The 18,750-nt window shown below is 69.4% G+C and carries 15 protein-coding genes and 1 tRNA gene; 2 read left to right on the plus strand and 14 right to left on the minus strand.

Annotation, left to right across the window (positions count from 1 at the left end; all coding sequences use genetic code 11):
• Nucleotides 1-11: 11 nt before the first annotated feature.
• The 8 genes from IEY95_RS29385 to IEY95_RS29420 form a co-directional block, all read right to left on the minus strand.
• Nucleotides 12-1,721, minus strand: coding sequence for a trypsin-like serine protease (locus IEY95_RS29385; protein ID WP_189189407.1), 1,710 nt, complete (start codon nt 1,719-1,721; stop codon nt 12-14).
• A gap of 254 nt (nt 1,722-1,975) precedes the next feature.
• Nucleotides 1,976-4,027 (minus strand): transcription termination factor Rho, encoded by a 2,052-nt coding sequence (rho, locus tag IEY95_RS29390; protein ID WP_189189187.1) that lies wholly within the window; start codon nt 4,025-4,027, stop codon nt 1,976-1,978.
• Between the two features lie 388 nt (nt 4,028-4,415).
• Nucleotides 4,416-5,345, minus strand: a complete 930-nt coding sequence (gene thrB, locus IEY95_RS29395; RefSeq protein ID WP_189189188.1) for a homoserine kinase — start codon at nt 5,343-5,345, stop codon at nt 4,416-4,418.
• 475 nt (nt 5,346-5,820) lie between these two features.
• Nucleotides 5,821-6,879: a threonine synthase gene (thrC, locus tag IEY95_RS29400; protein WP_189189189.1), complete on the minus strand. Its 1,059-nt coding sequence runs from the start codon at nt 6,877-6,879 to the stop codon at nt 5,821-5,823.
• Nucleotides 6,880-6,885: 6 nt separating this feature from the next.
• Nucleotides 6,886-8,178, minus strand: a complete 1,293-nt coding sequence (locus IEY95_RS29405; protein WP_189189190.1) for a homoserine dehydrogenase — start codon at nt 8,176-8,178, stop codon at nt 6,886-6,888.
• Between the two features lie 194 nt (nt 8,179-8,372).
• Nucleotides 8,373-9,764 carry a diaminopimelate decarboxylase gene (gene lysA / locus IEY95_RS29410; RefSeq protein ID WP_189189191.1) on the minus strand — a complete coding sequence of 464 codons (1,392 nt, stop codon included), beginning with the start codon at nt 9,762-9,764 and terminating at the stop codon, nt 8,373-8,375.
• Nucleotides 9,765-9,771: 7 nt separating this feature from the next.
• Entirely contained in the window at nt 9,772-10,749 is a 978-nt protein-coding gene (nrtL, locus tag IEY95_RS29415; RefSeq protein ID WP_189189192.1) for an ArgS-related anticodon-binding protein NrtL, read from the minus strand.
• Nucleotides 10,750-11,287: 538 nt separating this feature from the next.
• On the minus strand, nt 11,288-11,833 hold the full coding sequence (locus IEY95_RS29420) for a response regulator (protein ID WP_229703445.1): 546 nt from the start codon (nt 11,831-11,833) through the stop codon (nt 11,288-11,290).
• 306 nt (nt 11,834-12,139) lie between these two features.
• Here IEY95_RS29420 and IEY95_RS29425 point away from each other — a divergent pair.
• Nucleotides 12,140-12,211: transfer RNA gene (locus IEY95_RS29425), tRNA-Arg, on the plus strand.
• Nucleotides 12,212-12,482: 271 nt separating this feature from the next.
• Here IEY95_RS29425 and IEY95_RS29430 read toward each other — a convergent pair.
• From IEY95_RS29430 to IEY95_RS29455, 6 genes are all read right to left on the minus strand, one after another.
• Nucleotides 12,483-13,871, minus strand: coding sequence for a tyrosine-type recombinase/integrase (locus IEY95_RS29430; protein ID WP_189189193.1), 1,389 nt, complete (start codon nt 13,869-13,871; stop codon nt 12,483-12,485).
• Complete coding sequence (locus IEY95_RS29435; RefSeq protein ID WP_150216194.1) at nt 13,868-14,080, minus strand: helix-turn-helix transcriptional regulator; 213 nt, start codon at nt 14,078-14,080, stop codon at nt 13,868-13,870. Before IEY95_RS29435 ends, IEY95_RS29430 begins: the two co-directional genes overlap by 4 nt.
• Entirely contained in the window at nt 14,070-15,440 is a 1,371-nt protein-coding gene (locus IEY95_RS29440) for a replication initiator (protein ID WP_189189194.1), read from the minus strand. The genes IEY95_RS29435 and IEY95_RS29440 overlap by 11 nt, the downstream gene beginning before the upstream one ends.
• 379 nt (nt 15,441-15,819) lie before the next feature.
• Complete coding sequence (locus IEY95_RS29445) at nt 15,820-16,014, minus strand: hypothetical protein (RefSeq protein ID WP_189189195.1); 195 nt, start codon at nt 16,012-16,014, stop codon at nt 15,820-15,822.
• A gap of 12 nt (nt 16,015-16,026) precedes the next feature.
• Nucleotides 16,027-17,346 (minus strand): FtsK/SpoIIIE domain-containing protein, encoded by a 1,320-nt coding sequence (locus IEY95_RS29450; protein ID WP_189189196.1) that lies wholly within the window; start codon nt 17,344-17,346, stop codon nt 16,027-16,029.
• On the minus strand, nt 17,343-17,690 hold the full coding sequence (locus IEY95_RS29455; protein ID WP_189189197.1) for an SCO3933 family regulatory protein: 348 nt from the start codon (nt 17,688-17,690) through the stop codon (nt 17,343-17,345). Before IEY95_RS29455 ends, IEY95_RS29450 begins: the two co-directional genes overlap by 4 nt.
• A gap of 182 nt (nt 17,691-17,872) precedes the next feature.
• On the opposite strand from IEY95_RS29455, the gene IEY95_RS29460 reads away from it, so the two are divergent.
• The gene (locus tag IEY95_RS29460) at nt 17,873-18,613 is read left to right on the plus strand and encodes a GntR family transcriptional regulator (protein WP_189189198.1); all 741 of its coding nucleotides are present in this window, start codon (nt 17,873-17,875) and stop codon (nt 18,611-18,613) included.
• The last annotated feature ends 137 nt before the right edge of the window (nt 18,614-18,750 follow it).

Raw genomic sequence — 18,750 nt, forward strand, 5'->3', positions numbered from 1 at the left:
CACCTGCGATTTCAGCCGAAAATGTCGTACTGCTTGAAATCGGTACCGACGGAGACCCTTGTGGCGAAGATCTCGCTGGTCGCCTTGCCGGTGCCCTTGTACAGGTAGAGCGTGCCGCCGGGCGTACGGGCCAGGAAGTCGGCCTTGCCGTCGCCGGTGATGTCACCGACCGCGTCGAAGGCGTTGTAGCCGGTCCAGGCGCTGCGCACCTTGACGCGGCTGGAGAAGGCGCCCGTGCCGGACTTGCCGGTGCCCTTGTACAGGTAGAGGTCGCCGTTGCTCTTGGAGCGCGCGAGCAGGTCGGCCTTGCCGTCGCCGGTGAAGTCGCCGTGGCCGCGCACGGAGTTGTACTGGTTCCAGCCGGAGCTGACCTGGACGCGCGCCGAGAAGGTGCCGTTGCCCTTGCCCGGGTAGAGCCACAGGGCGCCGCCGGAGTCGACCGAGAGCAGGTCGGGCAGGTAGTCGCCGGTGAGGTCGCCGGGAGCGACGATGCGGGTGCGGGTCTTCCAGTCGCTGAAGATCTTGTCGGTGGACCAGCTCTGGCTCGCCCACACGTAGTGCGACCAGTAGACGTCGCCGGTGGCACTGTCGCGGACCACGAGGTCCTGGACGCCGTCCCGGTTCAGATCGGTCTGCAGCACGACGTTGACGCCGGTCCAGTCGCCCCACGACTGGCGCGCGGCGAACGCGGACCCCGTGGAGTCCTTCTCGTAACCGGTCTTGGTGGAGGAGTTGCGCACCCACAGGTCGGCCTTGTGGTCACGGCTCAGGTTGCCGTCCTCGACGCGCGGGTACGCGGCGCCCACATACGTGCTGACCTTCGAGAAGACGCTGTACGCGCCCTTCGCGACGCAGTCCTCCACACCCCAGGAGACGACGCCGACGATACGGCCGCCGACGATCAGCGGACCGCCGGAGTCGCCGTTGCACGCCGTGGTGGTGCCGGTGTCGCTGCCGGTCGCCGGCTTGCCGGCGCAGACCATGTGGCCCTTGATGAAGTCGCTGCCGTAGGCACCGGCACACGTCGTGTCGGAGTTGATCGGCAGCGTGGCCGTCTTCAGCGTCTCGGAGATGTCCTGCGTGGTGGAGCTGGTACGGCCCCAGCCGTAGAGCGTCGCGTTGGTGCCGGCCGCGTACGAGGCGGTGTCACCGGACGTCGTCATCCGGATCGGCTTGGCGGTGACCGGGGTGTCCAGCGTGAGGACCGCGATGTCGTTGTCGATGGTCGTCGAGCTGTACGACGGGTGGTTCCACTGCCGCAGGGGCAGGGAGACGGTGCCGCCGTGCAGGTCTGTGTTGCCGGAGCTGTCGGTGGTCGGCAGCTGGGCGGTGCCGGTGACGACGGCGCCGTACTTGTACCAGTTGTAGCCCTTGACGCAGTGCGCGGCGGTGAGGATCTTCGTCGGCGACACGACGGAGCCGCCGCAGAAGAAGCCGAGGTCGTCGCTCTCGTCGGAGGTGCCCTTGTCGTCGTAGTACCAGAGCTGGGCCATCCACGGGGCGGTGCTGATGGTGGTCTCGCTGCCACCGATGATCTTCGGGTCGACGCTCGCCGTGTTCGTACTGGCGCTGAGCGACGACTTCTGGGTCGTCCGACCCGCCGTGTCGTCCCCCGCGATGCCCCCCGCGACACGCCTCTCCAGCTCGGCCAGGCCGGGCGAGGAGGTGCTGGGCTTGACGGTCGGCGTCGGCAGCGCGGTGGCGGCGTTCGCGGACGACATCAGGAGCGCGCCGGCGACGGCGGCCGCCAGGCCTGCCGCCGCGACAGGCACGACGATGCGTAGCCGACGTCTGTGACGACCGCGGCCGGATATGGATGTATCCACTCAAGTCCCCCCTGAGACAGGTGAATTCAACGCTGGAATTCAGTGAATGCTGAAAGAAGCGAGATCGTACACCTGCCCCAGGCAGCGCAAAGGGCCGCCCCCGTCACCTGCGTGACGGGGGCGGCCCTTGTCTTGCTTGCCCTACGGACTCAGTCGTTGCCGTTCGGCATCGGCGTCGTCTTCTGGATCTGGAGCAGGAACTCGGCGTTCGACTTCGTCTGCTTCATCTTGTCGAGCAGCAGCTCGATCGCCTGCTGCTGGTCGAGCGCGTGCAGCACGCGGCGCAGCTTCCAGGTGATGGCGAGCTCGTCGCTGCCGAGCAGGATCTCTTCCTTACGGGTGCCGGACGCGTCGACGTCCACCGCCGGGAAGATGCGCTTGTCGGCGAGCTTCCGGTCGAGCTTGAGCTCGGCGTTGCCGGTGCCCTTGAACTCCTCGAAGATCACCTCGTCCATGCGGGACCCGGTGTCGACGAGCGCGGTCGCGAGGATGGTCAGCGAGCCGCCGTCCTCGATGTTGCGCGCGGCACCGAAGAAGCGCTTCGGCGGGTAGAGGGCCGTCGAGTCGACACCACCGGACAGGATGCGGCCGGAGGCCGGGGCGGCGAGGTTGTACGCACGGCCCAGACGCGTGATCGAGTCGAGCAGCACGACGACGTCGTGACCCAGCTCCACCAGGCGCTTGGCGCGCTCGATGGCGAGCTCCGCGACCGTGGTGTGGTCCTCGGCCGGACGGTCGAAGGTCGAGGAGATGACCTCGCCCTTGACCGACCGCTGCATGTCGGTGACCTCTTCCGGACGCTCGTCGACCAGGACGACCATCAGGTGGCACTCGGGGTTGTTGTGCGTGATCGCGTTGGCGATCGCCTGCATGATCATGGTCTTGCCGGTCTTCGGCGGGGCCACGATCAGACCGCGCTGGCCCTTACCGATCGGCGCGACGAGGTCGATGATGCGGGTGGTCAGCACGCCCGGGTCGGTCTCCAGACGGAGCCGGTCCTGCGGGTACAGCGGCGTCAGCTTGTTGAACTCCGGCCGCCCGCGCCCGGATTCGGGCGCCATGCCGTTGACGGAGTCCAGGCGGACGAGAGCGTTGAACTTCTCGCGGCGCTCGCCCTCCTTCGGCTGCCGGACCGCGCCGGTGACGTGGTCGCCCTTGCGCAGGCCGTTCTTGCGGACCTGGGCGAGGGAGACGTACACGTCGTTGGGACCCGGCAGGTAGCCCGACGTACGGATGAAGGCGTAGTTGTCGAGGATGTCCAGGATGCCCGCGACGGGGATCAGGACGTCGTCCTCGGCGAGCTGCGGCTCGGCGATCTCGTCGCGGCCACGACGGCCACGACGGTCACGGTAGCGCCCGCGACGGCCGCGACGGCCACCCTCGAAGTCGTCCCCGTCCTCGTCGGCCCGCGGACCGTTGTCACGCGGCTGCTGGCGGTCCTGACGGCCGCCGCCCTGCTGCTGACGGTCCTGGCGGTCCTGACGCTGCTGGCCACCGCCCTGGCCGCCCTGCTGCTCGTCGCCCTTGCCTCGGCGGTCGCGGTCACGGCCACCACGGTCGCGGTCACGGCGGTCACGGCGGCCCTGACGGCCGTCGGCACCCTCGGCGGTGTCGCCCTTGGGCTCGCCCTGCGCCTGGACCGGCGTCTCGGCCTTCGCCTCGGCGGCGACCGTCTCGGGGCTGCCGGCCTCGGCGGTGGCACGGCGACGACGGCGCTCAGCGGGGACGTCGTCTCCCGCACGCTCGGCTTCTCCCCCATGCTCGGCTGCGCTCGCGCGGGAGGGGCCCCCAGCGGGCTGGCCGGGGATCTCGATCTGCTGCTGGGCCACGGCCTTCTCGGCGGCGACCTTCTCGGCCTTCTTCTCGGCCTGAGCCGCGGTCTCGTCGCCCGTACGGGACTTCGAGGTGGCCCGGCGCTTCGGCTTGGTCTCGGTGGCTGCCTCGGCGGTCTTCGCCGGGGCTCCCCCTCCCGCCTGCGCCTCCTTGATGACCTCGATCAGCTGGCTCTTACGCATGCGCGCGGTGCCCCTGATGCCGAGGCCGGATGCGACCTGCTGCAGCTCGGCCAGCACCATGCCCTCGAGGCCGGTACCGCGGCGCCGCCGGGAGCCGGCACCGGTGGCAGGCGCGGAGGCGTCCGTGGCGGGCGCGGCAGCGGTCTCCTCGACACGTGCGCCCATCAGATCGGTGGTGTCGCTCACGAAGGGTCCTTCCCTGGAGCGGACGTCGGCCTGTCTGGCTCGGCGACCGGTTGTGCTGTCCGGCTTTGGTCCTTGCTGTGTGGACCGTGCCGGGGCGGTGGTCCGCCAAAAAGGCGGAAGAAATATCTGGAGATGACGATTCCGGAGCCGTGGCACTGATGTGCGGTGTCATCGGCACGGTCACGCCGGTTCCGGAGCGTGGTCAGTACTGCTCAGCGCATAGCACCCAATGCATGCGACAAAGCAGTTTGGGAGGCTCCCGGAAGGATGGTTGTCCCGGACGGGGACACGAAGCACCTCGACATGGTGGGTTCGGGTGCAGACTTGAGGTTAACACTACCGGATCCAACAAACATTCCCCCTCTCCAAATCCTGCATCCGTGCGCCGCTAATTGACCCCGAGGGGTGCGAGCGGCAGCACACTGGCCCCTTGGGCATCGAGGTCCAGCCGATTGGCGGCCCAGCCCTGACCTGCGAGATCGGCCACCTTGTCGGCCGATGCCCGGTCCGCAAGGGCGAGGACGGTGGGGCCCGCGCCGGAGATCACCGCGGGGATGCCATCGGCGCGCAGCCGCTCCACGAGAGCCGTGCTCTCCGGCATCGCCGGGGCGCGGTACTCCTGGTGCAGCCGGTCCTCGGTGGCGGGCAGCAGCAGCTCGGGGCGCCGGGTCAGGGCCTCGACGAGCAGTGCGGCGCGGCCCGCGTTGGCGGCGGCGTCGACATGCGGCACGGTGCGCGGCAGCAGTCCGCGCGCGGTCTCGGTGAGCACCGGCTTTCCCGGTACGAAAACCACCGGAACGATGGAATCGGCGGGCTCCATCCTGATCGCCCGCGCCGCACCGGCCTCCATCCAGGAGAGCGTGAAGCCGCCGAGCAGACAGGCCGCGACATTGTCGGGGTGTCCCTCGATCTCGGTGGCGAGCTCCAGGAGCGCGGTGTCGTCGAGCTTGCTGTCCCCGCCTATGGTCACGGCGCGCGCGGCGACGATGCCGGCGCAGATGGCGGCGGAGGAGGAGCCGAGGCCCCGCCCGTGCGGGATGCGGTTGGCGCAGACGATCTCGAGACCGCGCGGCTGTCCGCCCAGCAGATCGAAGGCGGTGCGCAGGGAGCGTACGAGGAGGTGACTCTCGTCGCGCGGGAGCGTCTCGCTGCCCTCACCTGCGATGTCGATGTGCAACCCGGAGTCGGCCACCCTGACGACCACGTCGTCGTAGAGCCCCAGTGACAGACCGAGGGCGTCGAAGCCCGGGCCGAGATTGGCACTGGTGGCGGGGACGCGCACCCGGACGGCGGCGGCGCGGAACGCTGGACCGGCCATCGCTCGATGACTCTCCTTGAGCTGCGTGATGTACGAGATCTTCGATGAATTGAGATGAACTGCGACGAGTTGCGATACGTGTGGAAGACCCGGAGACCGTAATGACGGCGCGGCACCGCGGCATATGCGGCGGGCGGGTTCGGTACAGCCTATCGAAGGAAGGTTCTGTGGCGACATAGGGCGCACAGGAGGCGCACGATGCGTGTCGTAAGCCCCCTGTGCACCCCCCGTGGGGTTGCCGTAGGGATGGCCCCGGCGTCGGGCGGTTTTCGTCGGCTTCTGGCGATTTTCCGCCCGCCTCCGACGCGGTTCTCGCCCGCCTTCTGCAAACTCTGCGGTCCACCGGCCGACTCTGGCGGGTTTACGCCAGGCGGGTTTACGCCAAGCAGCACCGCTCGGCCTTGCGCCAGGCAGCGCCACTCGGCCTGCGCCAGGCCGAGCCGTTCGGCCTGACGCCAGGCCGAGCCGCTCCGCTCTATGCCAGGCCGAGCCGCTCCGCCGCCGTCACCGCGTCCACCGGGACCGTGACCGGCTGCGGGGCGCCCGCGACAGCCCAGTCGGGGTCCTTGAGGCCGTTGCCGGTGACCGTGCAGACGATCGTCTGGCCCGGGTCGACCTTGCCCTGCTCGGCGGCCTTCAGCAGACCGGCGACGGACGCGGCGGAGGCGGGCTCGACGAAGACGCCCTCCTGGGCGGCCAACAGCCGGTAGGCGCGCAGAATCTCACGGTCCGTCACCTCGTCGATGAGACCGCCTGATTCGTCCCGCGCGGCCAACGCGAACTTCCACGAGGCCGGGTTGCCGATGCGGATCGCGGTGGCGATGGTCGAGGGGTCCTTGACGACCTCACCGCGCACGATGGGGGCGGATCCGGAGGCCTGGAAGCCCCACATACGGGGCGTCCGCTTGGCGATGCCGTCGGCGGCGTACTCGGTGTAGCCCTTCCAGTACGCGGTGATGTTGCCCGCGTTGCCCACCGGCAGGACGTGGATGTCGGGCGCGTCGCCGAGCATGTCCACGATCTCGAAGGCAGCGGTCTTCTGACCCTCGATGCGCACCGGGTTGACCGAATTGACCAGCGCCACCGGGTAGTTGTCGGACAGTGAGCGCGCCAGTGTCAGACAGTCGTCGAAGTTGCCGTCGACCTGGAGGATCTTCGCACCGTGCACGAGGGCCTGGCCCATCTTGCCGAGCGCGATCTTGCCCTGCGGAACGAGGACGGCGGAGACCATCCCGGCCCGTACGGCATAGGCCGCCGCGGAGGCGGACGTGTTGCCGGTGGAGGCACAGATGACGGCCTTCGCGCCTTCCTCCTTGGCCTTCGTGATGGCCATGGTCATACCGCGGTCCTTGAAGGACCCGGTCGGGTTGGCACCCTCCACCTTGAGGTGGACCTCGCAGCCCGTGCGCTCGGAGAGCACCTGCGCGGGCACGAGCGGCGTGCCGCCCTCACGGAGCGTCACGACCGGCGTGCTGTCGGATACCGGCAGCCGGTCCCGGTACTCCTCGATGATTCCGCGCCACTGGTGGGTCATTGCTGGTTACTCTCCTTCAACCCGCATGATGCTGGCGACACCCCGCACGGTGTCGAGGTTGCGCAGCGACTCGACGGTCCCGTTCAGGGACGCGTCGGACGCACGGTGGGTGACGACGACGAGGGAGGCCTCGCCGTCCTTGCCCTGCTGGCGAACCGTATCGATGGACACGCCATGCTCGGCGAAGACCGTGGCGACCTGGGCGAGAACACCCGGTTTGTCCGCCACGTCGAGGCTGATGTGGTAGCGCGTCACGACGTCACCCATGGGCGACACGGGCAGCTGGGCGTAGGCGGAGTCGCCGGGCCCGGTCGCACCGCTGAGCTTGTTGCGGCAGACGGCGACGAGGTCGCCGAGCACGGCGGAGGCCGTCGGGGAGCCGCCGGCGCCCGGCCCGTAGAACATGAGCTGCCCGGCGGCATCCGACTCCACGAACACGGCGTTGTACGCGCCGCGCACGGAGGCGAGCGGGTGGCTCAGCGGAATCATCGCCGGGTGCACGCGCGCCGTGACCGAGCCCCCGTCGGCGGCCCGCTCACAAATGGCGAGCAGCTTGATGGTGCAGCCCATCTCCTTCGCCGAGGCGAAGTCGGCGGAGGTGACCTCGCTCATGCCCTCGCGGTAGACGTCGTCGAGGCGCACGCGCGTGTGGAAGGCGATTCCGGCCAGGATCGCTGCCTTGGCGGCGGCGTCGAAGCCTTCGACATCGGCGGTCGGGTCGGCCTCGGCGTATCCCAGGGCGGTGGCCTCGTCGAGGGCCTCCTGGTAGCCGGCCCCCGTGGAGTCCATCTTGTCGAGGATGAAGTTCGTCGTTCCGTTGACGATGCCCATCACGCGGTTGATCTTGTCGCCGGCCAGGGATTCGCGCAGCGGCCGGATCAGCGGGATGGCACCGGCGACGGCGGCCTCGTAGTAGAGGTCCTTGCCGTTCTCTTGCGCCTCCGCGTGCAGCGCGGCCCCGTCCTGGGCGAGCAGCGCCTTGTTGGCGGAAACCACGGAGGCGCCGTGCTCGAAGGCGGTGGTGATGAGGGAGCGGGCGGGCTCGATACCGCCGATGACCTCGACGACGACGTCGATGTCGCCGCGTTTGACGAGGGCAGTGGCGTCGGTGGTGATGAGGTCCGCCGGGATGCCCTCGCGGACCTTGGAGGGCCGCCGGACGGCGACACCGGCCAGCTCGATGGGGGCTCCGATGCGCGCGGCGAGGTCATCGGCGTGCGTCGTCATGATGCGCGCCACCTCTGAGCCGACAACCCCACAGCCCAGCAGCGCCACCTTCAGCGGACGCGTACGCATCATCCGACCTCGTTTCCTCATACCGTCTTCGGTTGGACCAGTCTCACTCACCGGACGGGAGTTTCTATCCATCGTCCGGATCGTGAGATGTCTATTTCATTTTTCCGGGGGCGACGCACAGGAGATCTTTCGTCGCCCCCGGGGGCTTCTTCGACCCCGCCTCGGGGGCTGCTTCCAGCCCGCCTCAGGGGCTTCTTTCAGCCGACGTCCAGACGCAGGAGATCCTCTTCCGTCTCGCGGCGGACGATCACCCGGGCCCCGCCGTCGTTGACGGCGACGACGGGCGGGCGCAGCGCGTGGTTGTAGTTGCTGGCCATCGAGCGGCAGTACGCGCCGGTCGCCGGAACCGCGATGAGGTCGCCGGCGGCCAGGTCGGAGGGCAGGAAGGCGTCCTTCACCACGATGTCGCCGCTCTCGCAGTGCTTGCCGACGACGCGGACGAGCATGGGCTCGGCGTCGGACGTACGCGACACGAGGGCGACGCTGTACTCGGCGTCGTACAGGGCGGTACGGATGTTGTCCGACATGCCGCCGTCCACGGAGACGTACGTGCGCAGCCCGTCGAGCGGCTTGATGGTGCCGACTTCGTACAGGGTGAAGGCGGTCGGGCCCACGATGGCGCGCCCGGGCTCCACAGAGATCCGAGGCGTCCGCAGCTTCGCGGCTTCGCACTCACGCGTGACGATCTCGCTGAGGGCCTTGGCGATCTCGTGCGGCTCGCGAGGATCGTCGTCACTCGTGTACGCGATGCCGAGACCGCCACCGAGGTCGATCTCGGGCAGCTCGACACCGTGCTCGTCACGGATCGCCTTGAGCAGCCCGACGACGCGGTGCGCGGCGACCTCGAAGCCCGACATGTCGAAGATCTGCGAGCCGATGTGGCTGTGGATGCCGATGAGTTCGAGCCCGTCGAGCTGGAGCGCACGCCGTACGGCCTCGGCGGCCTGCCCCCCGGCCAGCGGGATCCCGAACTTCTGGTCCTCGTGAGCGGTGGCGATGAACTCGTGGGTGTGCGCCTCCACGCCGACCGTCACCCGGATCTGCACACGCTGCCGCTTGCCGAGGGACTGGGCGATGTGGGCGACACGGACGATCTCCTGGAAGGAGTCGAGGACGATGCGTCCGACGCCGGCCTCGATGGCCGTACGAATTTCGGTTTCGGACTTGTTGTTGCCGTGGAAGGCGATGCGATCGGCGGGCATGCCGGCGGAGAGGGCGGTGGCGAGCTCGCCGCCGGAGCACACATCCAGATTGAGGCCCTCCTCGTGCAGCCACCGCACGACGGCGCGTGACAGGAAGGCCTTGCCGGCGTAGAAGACATCGGCGTCGTGTCCGAAGGCGGTACGCCAGGCACGCGCCCGGGACCGGAAGTCCGCCTCGTCGAGGAAGTAGGCGGGAGTGCCGAACTCCTCGGCGAGCCGCGTGACTTCGATCCCTCCGACATTCACCACACCGTTCTGGTCACGGGTGACAGTGTGCGCCCAGACCTTGGGGTCGAGGGCGTTGAGGTCGGCGGGCGGGGCGGTGTAGTGGCCCTCGGGGAGGACGTCGGCGTGACGGGGCCCGGCGGGGTGTGCGGAACGGCTCATTCTTCTCTCACAGATAGTCAGGGGCACTGATGCCGAGCAGGGACAGGCCGCCGGCCAGCACCGTCCCGGCGGCTTCGGCGAGCGCGAGCCGGGCGCGATGGGCGGCCGAGGGTTTCTCGTCGCCGAGCGGCAGCACGGTGTGCTGGTGGGCGAGGAAGGCGTCGGCGGTGTCGACGAGGTGCCGCGCGAGCCGGTCGGGCGTGCGCTGGGTCGCGGCGACGCGCAGGGCGTGCGGGTACTCGGCGAAGGCACCGAGGAGGCCGAGGAGCTCGCCCTCGTGACGTACGTCACCGGGGTCGCCGACGTATCCGAGCGCGGCGGCGTTGCGGCGCAGGGCCCGGGTGCGGGCGTGGGCGTACCGAACGCGGAAGAGAGGGTTGCTCTCGCGCTGAACGAGGTGGTCGGCGGTGATCCGGGGCCGGTCATGGGGTGCGGGATGCAGCAGGGCCCAGCGGGCGGCGTCGGGGCCGAGCGGGGCGGGGTCCTCCGGCGCCGGCACGGGCCGCAGGTTCACCGGCTCGGCGTGCCGCACCTCGGCGCGTCCGCCCTGGGTGGCGACGATCCGCACGAGGGTGTCGGCGACGACCTCGGCACGGGTGTCGTACGGCACGCGCAGCTCGACGACCTGCCCGGCCAGTACGTCACTGTGCCCGTACGTCGGCCCCTGCCGCAGGACATCTTCCACCAGGGCGGCGGACGCCCCACCGCCGAGGCGAATGTTCAGAAACCCCGGTCCGGTGATCGCGACGTCCGCGACACCGGGGGCGCCGCTGATGTGCGGCCGCAGGATCTCGGCGACCCGCAGGGGCGGCCGCCCGGCCTGACGCGCCAGCTGGAGGGCGATGTTCGTGGCGTAATCCCCAGACCCGCCCGGCCCCGGCAACGTGACCACGGCCCGTGCGGGCACGACGACACTCAGCTCCCCCGCGTCGACAGCACGACGCACCGCGCACAGCACGGTACGGGAGAGCTCGACGGGGGTCACGGGACAAGCGTAGGGGAGGAGGGGGGTGGGTAGGCGAGTCGGTTTGGGCGACGGTCCGGGATGTGGACGGACCCGGAACCGCCGGGTGGCGCCGGACCAGGCGGCTGCACGCTGCGGCGGACGGGGGTCGGGTTGGGTGGCGGGTGTGCCGGCTGGGGCTGTGGGCGGTGCGGGGAGGTGGGGCTTCGTGTGGGTTATGGATGGGCGTAATGGGTGGTTGTAACTGAGTCGTGACTGGTGGTCGTGACTGGTGGTCGTGACTGGTGGTCGTGACGGATGGTCGTATTCGTCAGCGCCGGTCGGGCGCACGCGTCCGGGACGGGCGCATTTGGTCAGCGACGGTCGTGCATGTTCGGTCGGGGACGGTCGTATCCGGCAGGGCCCGTCAGGCACACGGCACACGCGTCCGGGACGGCCGCATTCGTCAGCGACGGTCAAGCGTGCCCGGTCGGAGGGATGGTCATATCCGTGAGCAACGGCCATCCGCACCCGTTGGGGCGGTCGTATCTGTCGGCGACGGCCCGGCCATGCGCAGCGGTCAGTGACCGGCGCGTCCTGCGCGCTCGGCTTCCTCGACCCCGGCGGTGGCGCCGAAGGCGTCCTCGAACGAGGGCGAGCCACCCTCACCACCGCCCTCCGCGCTGCCCCCAGGCCTCCGCCGCTCCATCAACTGGCGTACGAGCCGCACGAGTTCGGCAGGTTCGAAAGGCTTGGCGAGAAAGGCGTCGACACCCACATCCAGCCCGCTCTCGACCTCGTACTGAGTGCAGGCACTCACGATCGCGAGCGGAAGATTCCGGGTGAGGGGATCGGCACGGAGCCGGGCGGCGGTCCGCAGCCCGTCCAGCCGGGGCATCACCACATCGAGGGTCACGACATCGGGCCGCACCTGGTGCACGATGTCCAGGCACTCGGCACCGTCGGCCGCGGTCACGACCTCGAGACCCTCCAGTTCGAGGTTGACCCTGATCAGCTGCCGGATGACCTTGTTGTCGTCCACAACAAGCACCCGACCGGACGCGCCTGGCACAACTCGAGAGTAGGTCCGCGCCCGCCGCCGCGTCCGGGTTTTCCCGACTTCCACCCCGTCCGGGGGTGAGGTTCGACCCCGTGCGGGAGTCACGTTCCACCCCGCGCTGAGGTTACGCACGGGCTCGGCTCGTGCCCCCTCCACCACCTCACCCGCGTCCCGCCATCACGCCACCCCGGGTTCCGCCGCCACTCCGCCCCACGCCCCGCCGCCACTCCGCCCGGACCAGGCCCTCACCCCGAGAACAGAGCCACCGCCCCCTCCCCGGAACACCACCTCTCCCCCGCCAAAACCCGTGGCAATCACCCCGGAAAGAGCTGGTAGGGTTCTACCCGTCGCCGCGAACACCGCGCCCGACACGCCCCCGTAGCTCAGGGGATAGAGCAACGGCCTCCGGAGCCGTGTGCGCAGGTTCGAATCCTGCCGGGGGCACCCTGCATGAGGTGCCCAAAGACCCCGTCACCAGCGGAAACGCTGAGGCCGGGGTCTTCGCGTATCTACGATCATGCGCAGGCGGATGCCGCCGAAAGCAGCCGTTTGCCAGTGATCACGCTGTAATAGCGTGTTGATCTTGAAGGGCTTCGCGCCAGGTCAGAGGGCCTGTGCCCGGCCTCCGGACTCGGCTCTGTGGACCATACGTGGACGGGCGCGAGCCCCGGACCGTTCCCAGCCCGGGGCTCGCATTCGCCAGTCGTGCGATTGATCAGTCTGCGGTGCCGTCCTCCTCCCCCAGCCCTTGCATGATTCGGTCGTTCATCTCCTGCTCCTGACCGTCGATGCACTTGGCGTAGATCTTCAGAAGCACGTCCACCGAGTGGCCCGCGCGAGCGGCGACCTCCGGGGCCGGGACACCGGAGTTGAGCCACTGGGAGACTCCCGCGTGACGGAGGTCGTACGGCCGGAAGGCGAGGACCGAGGCCACTTGATCGGGTACGAGGGCGAGTTCCCGCGCCTGCTTCCACGCACGCGAGTACGAGGAGGCCGCGATCACGTTGCCCCGCTCGCTGGAGAACAGCCGGCCGTCCTTCGCCGTGCCGAACTCCTTCAAGTGCTCGCGCAGCAGCCGCACCAGCGGAGGCGGAATCGGCACGATGCGCACCTCGCCCTGGGCCCGCTGCTTCAGCCCCCGCCGATCATGCGCCTCGCCGGAGTCGGTCCACGCCTTCCCCGCCGAGGGACGCGTCTCTGCCAGTTCGATACGCCCCCAGCCCGACGCCGGAAGCGTGCAGTCGGAGCGGCGGAGCCCGAGCGCCTCGCCCGGCCGCATGGCCGCGTAGTACAGGCATCCGAAGAAGGCCCGCAGCCGCCGACCGCTCGCCCGCTCGAAGCCGCCCACGTAGGTGAGCGCGGTCAGCAGTTCCCGAGCCTGCCGCGGATTGACCACGACCCGGCGGTCGACTTCCTGCACCGCGCCCTTGCCACGCTTGCGCCGTACCCGGCTCAGCGGGTTGGACGTGAGGTGCTCCAGCTCCACCGCGTATTCGAGCGCGTTGAAGACCACCGCCCGCCGACGCCGATACGTCTGCATCGCCGCAGGCTTGCCGTCCAGCCTCCGCCCCAGTCCGTCGATCAGCTCATGGACACGGGCGATCTCCTGCAGCTCTCCGACCGGAAGCGACGCCTTCTCGATCCAGCGGACAGCAGAGGCGATCTCTTCCGGACGCTCCTGGTCCCTGCGCGGCACGGGCAGGACGTACGAACGAAGCGCGCGACGCAATGTCTCCGAGGCTGGCCGCCCCCGTCCCGGTTTGATGAGGACGGGAACGACCGTCGCCAAGGCATCGGTCATGCTGTCCCGATGCTTGGCCGATGCCTCCGACCACCGGGCATCGACGTACTTGATCGCCAGGTCGAGGAAGGACAAGGCCGCCTTCCCACCCCGCAGAGAGTCGGGGAGACCCGTCACCGTGTCGAACGGCTCCCCCTTGTCGAGTGCCCGCACGAGCTTGGCGCGGAAGCGATCGGCCAGCGCCTTTGTCTTGTGCGACTCGCTGAACGGCTGTCCGTCGACCACCCAGCGCACGAGGTAAGTCGGCTTCTTGGTGGTCTTGTTGACCGACAGCTTCCAGACAGAGACTTTGTACGACTTCACGAGGCCACCCCCTCCGCCCGCTCCTCCAACCAGTCGTTGAGCACGTCACGCCGAACCCGCAGCTCACCGTTCGGCAGCCGTATGCAGGCCGGGGCGATACGGAGCTCCCGCCAGCGGTAGAACGTGCGCCGGGAGATGCCGCCGAGCTCATCGAGTACCTGCCGAACGGTGAGAAGTTCGGCCGATTTCGTACGGGCGTCACGCGCCACGGGAAGCACCGCCCTCCCGTACCGAAGCAGCCAGGAGCGCCGCTTCCGGCGAGTAGCCGCGCCCGGCGTAGCGCCACGCGCCGACCGTGACCGTGGGCCGCGAGCCGAAACCGAAGGCGGTTCGCTGCTCCTCCGCGCGATGCTCTGCGCGAGCCTGCCGGAGTGCGGTCAGAGTGGTGGAGTAGCGCCGCGACTTGCTGGAGAAGTGGCCGCCGTAGCCGAGCATGTGCGCCCAACGCCGTAAGCCGAGCGATGCGAAGTCCGGCAAGCCGCCGAGCCACCAGCACGTGCTGATCATGCGGAGCACGTGGGCGCGTACGGGCAATAGGACCAAGTCCCGGGCCCCGTGAATACGACCGTCCACCGCGCCGGCGGTCTCGGCGCCCTTCGTCGCGTACTTGGCGATGTAACCGGTGACAGCCGCCGAGGTCAGCCGCTCCCCCGCCCCGAAAGCAGAGATGGGGCGTACGTCGATCTGCTCTCCGAACCTCAGCAAACGCGGGCCGACGATGTCCCATCCGGGAGCCAGGAGCCGCACCCTCTCGGCAGCACCGCGGACAGCCGCCGAGAGCAGAGCGGTCGTGGCCCAGCCCGGCGGAGTCGAGTTGGCCCCCTCCGGGCCGTCGAGGCGGATGACTGCATGGAAGTGGACCAGTCCGCGCCGCTGATACTCGGCGACCTTGGCGTACGACAGCCGGGCGCTCTCGCCGAACTCCCCACGGGAGAGCCCAGCCGTCCGGGCGATCTCGCGACGCAGCTCCAGGACGAAGCGGTGCCAGAGACCACCTGATTGCGCCTGCCAGAGCACGGCTCCGGCGTAGTCGTAGCAGCGCGGGCAGAGAGGTTCCCCAAGCCGCGGGTCGTCGTCCGTGTGCCGTGCGTGGCACCCGGCCAGCGATCCATGCGGGCAGGACTCCCCGGACTTGCGGGGTCGGCAGGCCCGTACGCGGCTGTCACGCTCCCGGCGAGTGTGGACCGGGCCGAAGCCAGGAGCGGTGAGCGTCGCGAACACCCGCGGGTGGCCACCCACTTCCTCCCCCACGCTCTTGCCGCCGACCAGTCCGGCACGGATCAGTTGGTACGTGTCCGCCTGGTAGATGCGGGCGCAGGTCGGGCAGACCGTCGCCCGGCGGTTGCCGCAGGCGGTGAGCAGTCGGCCGCCGTAGACGTCCGAGCCGTACGAGAGCAGGGCCTCGCCGGTCGACGAGTCGACGACCGTAGCAGTGCCGACGAGGTGAATCGGGTTGGTGCAGCCACCGAGGCGGATGATCTGGCGTCGCCAGGCCTCGAAGCCCGGTTCTCCGGCCCTGTCGATCAGCGCGGAGACGTCCTTCGGGAGAGGCAGGGAAGACGTGGTCATGGACGACCACCGCCGCCGAACGCCTGCCACATGACGGCAGAGATCCCTTGGGGCCGAGTCTTGGCACTGAAGCGAAGCGTCGGATCGGTGAGCCAGAGAGCGGCAGCGTGCGCCGGGCAGAGCCAGCGTTCGAAGCCGTCGAGTCCGACGAGAACGACCTGTTCCCGTCCGAAGCAGGTCGGCTGTTCTCTGTCCCTCAGCTCGCAGTCGAGCGGAGGGGATTTGCGCGGACGATGCGCGGTGGACAAAGTGAGGGTGCTCCTTTCACTGCTCACGTGGCGGATGGAGTGGGTTCCTGACGGGGTCGGGTTTGGCGACTTCGCGCCCCGTCGGGAGCCCGTTGTGCGGGCGCTGTTCAGCTGAGGCCGTGTGGGATGGGTCAGAAGCGGAGCCCTCCGAGGAAGGCGCCCAGGCCGTCGAGGACCGTGGCCACGAGGGGCGCGGCCATCGTCCGGGCGAGCAGGAAGCCGAAGGCCGAGCAGAGCAGCAGGTCGGCCCAGCGCAGATAGCGGATGCGCAGCAGGAACCAGATGAGCAGTCCGAGCAGCAGCACCGCCGAGACGGACACGAGCACGATGGACCCCTTTCACTTCGCGTCCAGCAGTTCGGGAAGGTGCGGGGTGAGGTGCGCGTACTCGGCCGCGATGGCTTCCGCGTCCGCTTCGGTGATCAGGTGGGATCGGGCGCGTTCCCAGCCGTCGCCGGAGGCCAGCACCGCGGTACCGGCTTGTTCCGGCGTGATTGCTTGCGCTGCTTTGAGCGCGTCCGGGTTGAGGTCACCGAGAGCCATCTCTGCTGTGCCGGGGTCGGCGACGCGGTGGCAGACTCGCCCGCCGAGCTGGGCACGTAAGGCTGTGACTCCGGGCCCCAGGTCGGATCCGACGCGTTGGCCGGCGACGAGGAGGAAGACGCCGAGTGCCGCGCCGAGTTGGGCAAGCCGGATCAGCGCCGTACCGGCCGCGTGCGCTTCGTCCTTCTCGTTCCTGCTCGCGATGAGGAACAGTTCCGCGATCTCGTCGACGATGACGACCACCGGGACCGGCCGCTCCTGCTCCGGGAGGCCCCAGATGTTCCGAACGCGAGCCGCACGGCAGACGGTCATGCGGTCGAGGGTGAGATCGACCAGCGCGGCCAGGAGCCTGACGGCTTGCTCACGGTTGGTCGCGAGCGCCGATAACCGCGGTTCGTACAGCGACAGTTCCATGCCGCCCTTGCAGTCGACGCCGACCAGGGCGACGGGTTGCGGAGCCAGGCCCGCCACGAGTGCGTTAATCAGCGTGGACTTCCCGGAGCGGGTGGCGCCGACGATCAGCCAGTGCGGTATGCGACGCAGGTCGATCACCCAGGCGGCGCCGGTCTCCAGTGCCCCGACCGCGACGCGGAGAAGGTGCACAGGCCCACGCTGCTTCGGTATGCGCGGGTACGCCAGCGGGTCAGTGACGGAGGCTGTGATCCGGACCGTTCCCGGTTTCTGGGGAGCGACCCGGACGGCATGCATCCCCCAGGCTTCAGCCATGGCGGGCGCCGCCTTGACGAAGTCGTTGGGCACTTGGCCCGGAAGAAGACGCGCCAGCAGCCAGAAGCCGCCGGCAGTCGGCCGTATGAACCCGAACCGGGGCACCAACGGCTGAGGGGGTGGCGCCCCCTTGCCGACGAGCCCGGACACGACCGTCAGAGCAGGACGGCGACTCACAGCCAGACCGCACCCGGCCATCAATGGCCGCCACGTACGGATGACCCGGCAGCATGCGACCGGGAGCCCGAATAAGAGCCACCAGGCAACGGGGTAGCGGCGGCGCAGGGCCGGGCCTGCGAGGAGCAGGCCCGACACCAGCACTGCGGCCACCACCAGGAACGAGCTCGGCCAGGTCGTCCCGGCCGAAGCGGTGGAGGCCAGGATTATCACTGCGCGGCCCCCTTTCCGGCCGGAGCCGGAGCGCTCAGGGGCCGGATCTCCGCCGCACGGAAGGCGACGCCGTGCCGGCCGTCGTTCTCCCACGGCGTGGCCACCAAGTCCCGTACAGCCACGGGCATGCCGAGCTGCACGCCGCTGGGCTCACCGGGGACGTTCACGGTCACGACGTCGGCGGAGGCGCCCGACATCAGGCACAGGCCGACCTGGTACATGGTCTTGCCCGTGTCGCGGTCAACGCGGAGCTGACCGGTCTCACGGTTCGCGATCCGCGGAGTAGGGGGAACGGCGCAGATGATCCCCGTGAACTTCGCGGTGTCGATCGGAAGGCTTGCCACTTGTTTGGACTCCTCATCCATCGCACCCGAAGGCCGATCCTTCAGGTTGCTTGACAACCCGTACTACGGGTTCGGAATCCAGAGTGGCCACCCGTAGTACGGGTTGTCAACCGCCTTGGGATGAGGGACGCTGTCCAAGAAGTTGGGCAAGCTGCCCAGAATCACGGCCACGGAGGGCCTACATGCCGCCACAAAACACGCAGCCGAAGTACCGGCAGATCGCCGAGTACCTGCGCGAAGGCATCCTGAACGGCACGTACCCCGCTGGCCAGCCACTGCCCTCCGAGGAAACACTGGCCAAGCAGTTCGGCGTGACGCGCCCCACAGTCCGTCAGGGCCTCACCGAGCTCAGGGCATCCGGTCTCGTCGAGGTCATCATGGGACGGGGCACCTTCGCCCGCTCACCCCAGACCCGCCCCAGCCACACGCGCCCGCGCGGCATCCGACGCACGCCGGACGGCGGCTACGTCGAGGCCGACGGCATCCGTTGGGCCAACGCGGAACCCCCAGTGGCCACCCGCACGGACGCCCCGCTCGCACTCGCCGACCTGTTGCGCATCCCGCCGGGCGAGCCGATGTTCACGTACGACGCGTTGCAGACCGCCGACAACGGCCGCCTGCGCCAGCTCCACCGCACATACGTGCCGTTCTCCGTGCTGATCGATACGAAGTACGAAGAGGAAGCACCCCCGCCGGCTCCGGAGCTCTACGCGGCACTCGGCGACCTGGGCCACGAACTCCACTTCACGGAGTACATCCGCACCCGCATGCCCCTCCCGGACCAGGCCCAGGCCCTCCGACTCCCCGAAGGCGTCCCGCTGCTCCACATCACCCGCGTGACCCTCACCGCGACAGAGAAGCCGCTCGCGCTGGAAGAGTTCCACCTTCCAGGCGACGACCTGGAGCTCTCCTTCAGGCTGTAGCAGACGCCCAGTTGGCTCAGACTTTCTCTACTGGTTCAAGGCGCCCGGCTGCGCTCCGCTCCGCCGGTCGGGCTTCCCGGCTCCGCTCGGGGCGCCGCTCCTGCCTTCGGCCCGCTCCGCCCCGGCTGCGCCGACGC

Origin of the sequence: Streptomyces albiflavescens (assembly GCF_014645835.1) — a bacterium.
Classification (GTDB): Bacteria; Actinomycetota; Actinomycetes; order Streptomycetales; family Streptomycetaceae; genus Streptomyces; species Streptomyces albiflavescens.

What these genes read in the sequence shown, in the direction of transcription:
- IEY95_RS29385 (WP_189189407.1), bottom strand. Translation starts at nt 1,721, where the DNA reads ATGTCGTCCGCGAACGCCGCCACCGCGCTGCCGACGCCGACCGTCAAG.
- thrB (WP_189189188.1), bottom strand. Translation starts at nt 5,345, where the DNA reads ATGGCCGGTCCAGCGTTCCGCGCCGCCGCCGTCCGGGTGCGCGTCCCC.
- thrC (WP_189189189.1), bottom strand. Translation starts at nt 6,879, where the DNA reads ATGACCCACCAGTGGCGCGGAATCATCGAGGAGTACCGGGACCGGCTG.
- IEY95_RS29405 (WP_189189190.1), bottom strand. Translation starts at nt 8,178, where the DNA reads ATGATGCGTACGCGTCCGCTGAAGGTGGCGCTGCTGGGCTGTGGGGTT.
- lysA (WP_189189191.1), bottom strand. Translation starts at nt 9,764, where the DNA reads ATGAGCCGTTCCGCACACCCCGCCGGGCCCCGTCACGCCGACGTCCTC.
- IEY95_RS29440 (WP_189189194.1), bottom strand. Translation starts at nt 15,440, where the DNA reads ATGACCACGTCTTCCCTGCCTCTCCCGAAGGACGTCTCCGCGCTGATC.
- IEY95_RS29460 (WP_189189198.1), top strand. Translation starts at nt 17,873, where the DNA reads ATGCCGCCACAAAACACGCAGCCGAAGTACCGGCAGATCGCCGAGTAC.